The organism is Pseudomonas sp. P129 (assembly GCF_020312195.1).
Classification (GTDB): domain Bacteria; phylum Pseudomonadota; class Gammaproteobacteria; order Pseudomonadales; family Pseudomonadaceae; genus Aquipseudomonas; species Aquipseudomonas fragariae.
Map to the genome: position 1 here is coordinate 1 of NZ_JAGPYS010000034.1, position 1,142 is coordinate 1,142.

1 protein-coding gene is annotated in these 1,142 nt (G+C 54.6%); it reads right to left on the reverse strand.

Going from position 1 to position 1,142, the window contains the following annotated elements; translation table 11 throughout:
* Window positions 1-149: 149 nt before the first annotated feature.
* On the reverse strand, window positions 150-1,130 hold the full coding sequence (locus KBY02_RS26000; protein ID WP_032657254.1) for an IS5-like element ISPsy2 family transposase: 981 nt from the start codon (window positions 1,128-1,130) through the stop codon (window positions 150-152).
* Window positions 1,131-1,142: the final 12 nt, after the last annotated feature.

The window sequence follows — 1,142 nt, forward strand, 5'->3', positions numbered from 1 at the left end:
TAGGGAAGGTCTGAAGTAGCCGGATGTTTTCCGGCTACCGAGTCCTCAGCACTTTTCAAAAAACGATGCATGTCGAAATTTGCTCAATTTTCTTCGTTTTTCAGCTCTTTCGGCCGCTGCAAAGCCCTTTGCAGTAACCATTTCCTGCATTACACGCGCACCTCTCCTGCGCTCGCCAACAAATGTCGGCGGGCCATCCACAGGTTTGACAGGGCGAACAACGTCACCATCTGCGCGGTGTTCTTGGCCAAGCCCCGAAAGCGCACTTTTTCATAGCCAAACTGGCGTTTGATTACCCGAAACGGATGCTCGACCTTGGCGCGAACCTGGGCCTTGGCCTTCTCGATTTTGCGGATCGCCTTGTACAAAACATTGCGTTTCCCGTGTTTTTTGTAAGTGCTACGGCGGGCGGCAATCTGCCAAATGACCTTGCGCCCAGTATGTTCTTCGCGCTTCTCGACCCCGGTGTAACCTGCGTCGGCGCAGACTACGTTTTCCTCGCCGTGCAGCAGTTTGGCAACCTGCGTGACGTCTGCCACATTGGCCGCTGTTACTACCACGCTGTGCACCAGGCCTGACTCGTCGTCGGCGCCGATGTGAGCCTTGGCGCCGAAATAGTACTGGTTACCTTTCTTGGTTTGATGCATCTCAGGGTCGCGTTTGCCATCTTTGTTCTTGGTCGAACTGGGCGCGTGAATCAGCGTGGCATCGACGATGGTGCCTTGACGCAACGACAAGCCACGGTCGCCCAGATAACCATTAATTACGCCGAGAATTCCAGTCGCCAACTCGTGCTTTTCCAGCAGACGACGGAAGTTGAGAATGGTGGTTTCGTCTGGAATGCGCTCCAGGCTCAGGCCTGAAAACTGACGCAGGATGGTCGTCTCATACAGTGCTTCTTCCATCGCCGGATCGCTGTAGCCGAACCAGTTCTGCATCAGATGAACACGCAGCATCGCCATCAGTGGGTAGGCGGGACGGCCACCTTCTCCTTTTGGATAATAGGGCTCAATCAGGGCAATCAAACCTTTCCAGGGCACCACCTGATCCATCTCGATCAGGAACAATTCCTTACGGGTCCGCTTGCGCTTGCCGGCGTATTCGGCGTCGGCGAAGGTCATCTGTTTCATCATCGAAAAGCT

Coding starts and splice junctions, on each gene's coding strand:
- KBY02_RS26000 (WP_032657254.1), bottom strand. CDS start 1,130: ATGAAACAGATGACCTTCGCCGACGCCGAATACGCCGGCAAGCGCAAG.